8 protein-coding genes are annotated in these 4547 nt (G+C 54.2%); 7 read left to right on the forward strand and 1 reads right to left on the reverse strand.

Annotated elements, in window-relative coordinates; genetic code table 11:
• Positions 1-12 precede the first annotated feature (12 nt).
• Positions 13-375, reverse strand: a complete 363-nt coding sequence (locus RMSM_RS43440; protein WP_261340343.1) for a DUF2752 domain-containing protein — start codon at positions 373-375, stop codon at positions 13-15.
• Between the two features lie 303 nt (positions 376-678).
• On the opposite strand from RMSM_RS43440, the gene rpsJ reads away from it, so the two are divergent.
• The 7 genes from rpsJ to RMSM_RS18205 form a co-directional block, all read left to right on the forward strand.
• A complete protein-coding gene (gene rpsJ, locus RMSM_RS18175) occupies positions 679-1005 on the forward strand; it encodes a 30S ribosomal protein S10 (protein WP_081614220.1) in 327 nt (108 codons plus the stop codon).
• Positions 1006-1322: 317 nt separating this feature from the next.
• On the forward strand, positions 1323-1976 hold the full coding sequence (gene rplC / locus RMSM_RS18180; protein WP_040767902.1) for a 50S ribosomal protein L3: 654 nt from the start codon (positions 1323-1325) through the stop codon (positions 1974-1976).
• Between the two features lie 8 nt (positions 1977-1984).
• Positions 1985-2635 (forward strand): 50S ribosomal protein L4, encoded by a 651-nt coding sequence (rplD, locus tag RMSM_RS18185; protein WP_008699427.1) that lies wholly within the window; start codon positions 1985-1987, stop codon positions 2633-2635.
• A gap of 103 nt (positions 2636-2738) precedes the next feature.
• The gene (gene rplW, locus RMSM_RS18190; RefSeq protein ID WP_040767900.1) at positions 2739-3059 is read left to right on the forward strand and encodes a 50S ribosomal protein L23; all 321 of its coding nucleotides are present in this window, start codon (positions 2739-2741) and stop codon (positions 3057-3059) included.
• Positions 3060-3139: 80 nt separating this feature from the next.
• A complete protein-coding gene (gene rplB / locus RMSM_RS18195; RefSeq protein ID WP_008699431.1) occupies positions 3140-4000 on the forward strand; it encodes a 50S ribosomal protein L2 in 861 nt (286 codons plus the stop codon).
• A 77-nt stretch (positions 4001-4077) separates the two neighbouring features.
• Complete coding sequence (rpsS, locus tag RMSM_RS18200; RefSeq protein ID WP_008699432.1) at positions 4078-4350, forward strand: 30S ribosomal protein S19; 273 nt, start codon at positions 4078-4080, stop codon at positions 4348-4350.
• A 31-nt stretch (positions 4351-4381) separates the two neighbouring features.
• A partial coding sequence (locus RMSM_RS18205) for a large ribosomal subunit protein uL22 (RefSeq protein ID WP_315850152.1) occupies positions 4382-4547 on the forward strand: 166 nt, incomplete at its 3' end.

Below are 4547 nucleotides of genomic sequence, written 5' to 3' on the forward strand. Positions count from 1 at the left end.
TGCAGGAAAAGCTCAGCGATACAGGCGAACGAGCCAATCGCATAGCGTGATCAATGCGATTGCCAATCCGGTAATCGCTGCGGATTTTTGATATCGCATGACATCCAAACGGGGATTGATGAAGCAAGCCGCTGATACCAGCACGACCATACAAGCCACAATCGCAAGCAAGAAGCCGCCCACATTCGCTTGGACACTTTGCCACCAATGACCATGGGTAAAGTGAGACCAAGAGGTCGTCATCCCGCATGCAGGGCAGCGAATCCCAAAAATAATTCGGGACGAGCATGGGGGAAGGCCGAGCTGTTGATGTGTCCCGAGCCCTTGCTCACTCGGTCGAAGCTGACTCGCGGTAATTAACAAGCAAAGCGGCACGATTCCGATCAGCAGTGTGAACCCTCGTAAAACCCCGTATTTTACTAGCAAAACCCGCTCCCAAACCGCATACCGATCCCCTTACGCGTGTTAACTGAAAGAGAAAATGAAAAGAATTTTCACGAAACGTTCAACAGCCGTTGACGCAACAGGAAATCACACGTAAATTCTCCGCCTTCCACCTGGGCGAACAATCGCTCCGGGACAAGAGTGTTCTAGCGTGCCTGGCTAGCGTAAACAACAGCCAAGCATGACGACGACAAAACAAATCCCTTTATCCTATTTTTCGACGGACTTGCGATCGTGTCAGCCGGTGCTAGTGAGGTTATCCGAATTCGTATGGAGGCATACGATCACTCTGTGCTGGATATTAGTGCACAGGAAATCGTCGATACGGTAAAGCGTACACACAGCGAAGTACATGGACCGATTCCATTGCCAACTCGCATTGAGCGATACACGGTATTGTCGGGCCCTTTTGTAAATAAGAAATCTCGGCAACAATACGAGATCCGGACGCACAAGCGTCTCATTGACATTGTCCAGGCTACTGCCAAGACGATCGAAGCACTAAACAAATTAAGCCTTCCGGCCGGTGTTGATATCAAAATCAAGGCATCAGCACGCTAAAGCCGACTGGTCAATCGCCGAGCGGGACTGCCTGTTGTCCAAAACAAAGGGCAAGTCTTCCGAAACCCTCTAGCGTTTCGTTGGTTGTTCCCCGGCAATATTTGCACTCAGTTTTAAGAAGCAACGGTTTCCGAAATGAACGGAAGTCGATTCGATAACCACAGAGCCTCGCCTCGCACATCAGTTGCGACGCATCTCAAGCACTGCAGGTTCGTCTCGACGATCTTGGGTTCCAAAACACGAACGACGGACGTCCCGCGGAATAACGGGGCGAGATGAAAGATATGTCACCATCAATTCTCGGCAGAAAGGTCGGGATGACTCAGGTCTTCCTGGAAGACGGCACGTCGGTACCGGTAACGGTTATCCAGGCGGGCCCCTGCCATGTCCTGCAACTTCGTAGCGAAGAGCGTGACGGTTACCGAGCAGTTCAATTGGGATTCGAAGATAAACCACGCCGCCTCGCGATTCGCAGCGAGCGAGGGCACGTCGCCAAGCTAGACAGCAAGCGAAGCAAGAGTCGCGCCGCCGCAGGCGTTGAAGCGACTGCCAAGGCAGGTTGCGAGCCGCAACGATACATCCGCGAATTCCGAGGCGAAAGCGAACTCGAAGTTGGTGCAACCGTAACGGTTGACCAGTTCGCCGAAGTCAAGAAAGTCGACGTTACCGGCACAAGCAAGGGTCGCGGTTACGCGGGTGTCATGAAACGACACAACTTTGCTGGCCAACGAGCGTCGCACGGTGTCAAGAAGTGTCATCGTTACGCGGGTAGCACGGGCTGTTCGGCAGCACCGAGCCGCGTTTTCAAGGGCCTGGCGATGGCAGGTCAATACGGCAACACAAAGACGACTGTACGAAACCTGGAATTGGTACGCATCGACGCCGAGAACAATTTGTTGCTCGTCCGTGGTGCCGTTCCTGGCCCCAACGGTGGTTTCGTTTCGGTCCGCCAAACTAACAAGGTGGGTTAAAGCATCCGATGGCATCTCTAACCATTTACAATGCTACCGGCGGCGAAGTCGGTCAGTACGATATTGATACCGAAACAATCGCGAACCGCGTCAACAAGCAATTGTTGCACGATGTGGTTGTGATGTACCAGGCAAACAAACGCCAGGGATCACACAACACTCGGACTCGCGGACAAGTGAGCGGCACAACCAAAAAGATGTACCGCCAAAAAGGAACGGGCAACGCTCGTGCCGGCAGCAAGCGAACCAATGTTCGCCGTGGCGGCGGTGTGGCTCGAACCGTGAAGCCTCGCGACTACAGCTACCGACTGCCTAAAAAGGCGATTCGGTTGGCGACTCGCATGGCAATCCGCTCGAAGATCGATGACGGCGAAGTACTGGTAATCGACAACCTCGGCTTTGAAAAGCCGAAGACAAAAGAGATGGCAACGATCCTAAAGGCCCTGGGGCTGGAAGGCTCGAGCACTTTGGTTGCCACCGCCGACCAAGACATGGTTGTTTACAAGAGCGGCCGCAACATCGAAGGCGTTAGCGTCCACCCGGTTCGCGACCTGAACGCGTTGGAAGTCTTGCGTCCCAAGCGGATGTTGGTCACCAAAGACGCGATGGACAAGATCAAAGACGGAACATTCGCTGGTACACAAGCCAGTGCCGAGTAAGGGGGAAAGCCCTACTCGCAAGCGAGCGATCCCGCGGCATCCATCCGCGGATCGAACTGTCGCAACCGCAGAACAAACAACGTATTAGCCGAGCGAAGAAACCATGGCACACATTACACCACCCGCACCCACAAGTCCGATCGAGCTGGAACCACACCAGGTTCTGCTTCGCCCGCTCGTGACTGAAAAAGGGGTTCACCGGGCAACCCGAAACAACCAATACGCTTTCCAAATTCACCGCGACGCTACCAAGCTGGACGTGAAGAAGGCTGTCGAGACTCTGTTCAACGTCAAGGTTGAAAAGGTTCGCACGCAGACGCGGAAGGGCAAAACACGTCGCTATCGTTTCCGTGCCGGCCGCACCGCGGACTGGAAGAAGGCAATTGTCAAGCTCGGTGAAGATCACCGCATCGACTTCTTCTAGCACACACCGCAGCAGCCCGATTGCTGCGACCATCGAATATCACTGACCACTGCAAACTGTTAACTGCTGACTGAATCATCATGGGAATCCGAGTCTACAAACCGACAAGTGCTGGACGCCGAAACGCGTCAGTAAGCGACTTTGCCGATTTGACTCCTGGTGCCAAGCCAGAGCGAAATTTGCTTCGACCGAAGCGAAAAACGGGCGGCCGCAACAACCAGGGCAAGATCACAGCACGTCACCGCGGTGGCGGTCACAAGCAAAAGTACCGCGTCATCGATTTCCGTCGTGCAAAAGACGGGATGCCTGCGGTCGTCGATTCCGTACAATATGACCCTAATCGTTCGGCGCGTATCGCATTGCTGAAATACGCTGACGGCGAGAAGAGTTATGTGGTTGCCCCTGCTGGATTGAAAGCTGGCGATACCGTACACAATGGCCCCGAAGCCGCTCCTGTCGTAGGCAACTGTTTGCCGCTGAAGTTTATCCCACTGGGAACTTCGGTGTGCTGCATCGAGTTGCGTGCCGGACGGGGTGCCACGCTCTGTCGATCTGCTGGAACGCAGGCGACGTTGATGGCTCGCGAAGCTGATTGGGCTCAAATTTCATTGCCAAGCGGTGAAATCCGTCGTATTCCAAGTGTTTGCCGAGCGACCATCGGTCAGGTTGGCAACAGCGACCACATGAACGTTCGGCTTGGTAAAGCAGGTCGTTCACGATGGTTGGGACGTCGTCCGCACGTTCGCGGTACCGCGATGAACCCGATCGATCACCCGCACGGTGGTGGTGAAGGTCGAACCAAGGGCGGCCGTCATCCAGTTAGCCCTCAAGGCAAGAGTGCCAAGGGTGGAGCGACTCGCCAGAAACGCAAACCAAGCAACAGCTCGATCGTACGCCGACGCAAGAGTCGTCGTTATGGCCAGCTGAAGCTACACAAGTAAGACATTCACCAGGAACACTTTCCTCTGGGTTCAAAGCAGCGTTGGTTTGAGCCTGGCATTTTGAAATTGATTGATTTATGAGCCGCAGCAGCAAAAAAGGCCCGTTCGTCGACCCGAAGTTGTTCTTCAAGGTCCAAAAGCAACTCGATGGTGGACGTGCCGAACCAATCAAGACTTGGGCTCGTGCTTGCACGATCGTTCCTGAGTTCGTGAACATCACGTTCATGGTTCACGATGGCCGCAAGCACGTGAAGGTGCTTGTTTCCGAAGACATGGTTGGACACAAATTAGGCGAATTTGCTCCGACGCGTACCTTCAAGGGTCACGGCGGCAAGGGCGGCAAGAAGTAACACGTTGGTGTAACCGAACACGAGATAAGTTATGGCAAGTTTCACAGCACATTACCGGAACGCGAGAATCAGCGCACAGAAAGTGCGTCTTCTGGCGAACTTGGTCCGAGGCATGTACGCCGACGAAGCACTTGACACCCTCAAGTTCCAACCCCAGCGTGGGGCTCGGATGCTCGAGAAGTGCATCAAGAGTGCAA

It is taken from the genome of Rhodopirellula maiorica SM1 (genome assembly GCF_000346295.1).
In the GTDB taxonomy this organism is placed as follows: Bacteria; Planctomycetota; Planctomycetia; order Pirellulales; family Pirellulaceae; genus Novipirellula; species Novipirellula maiorica.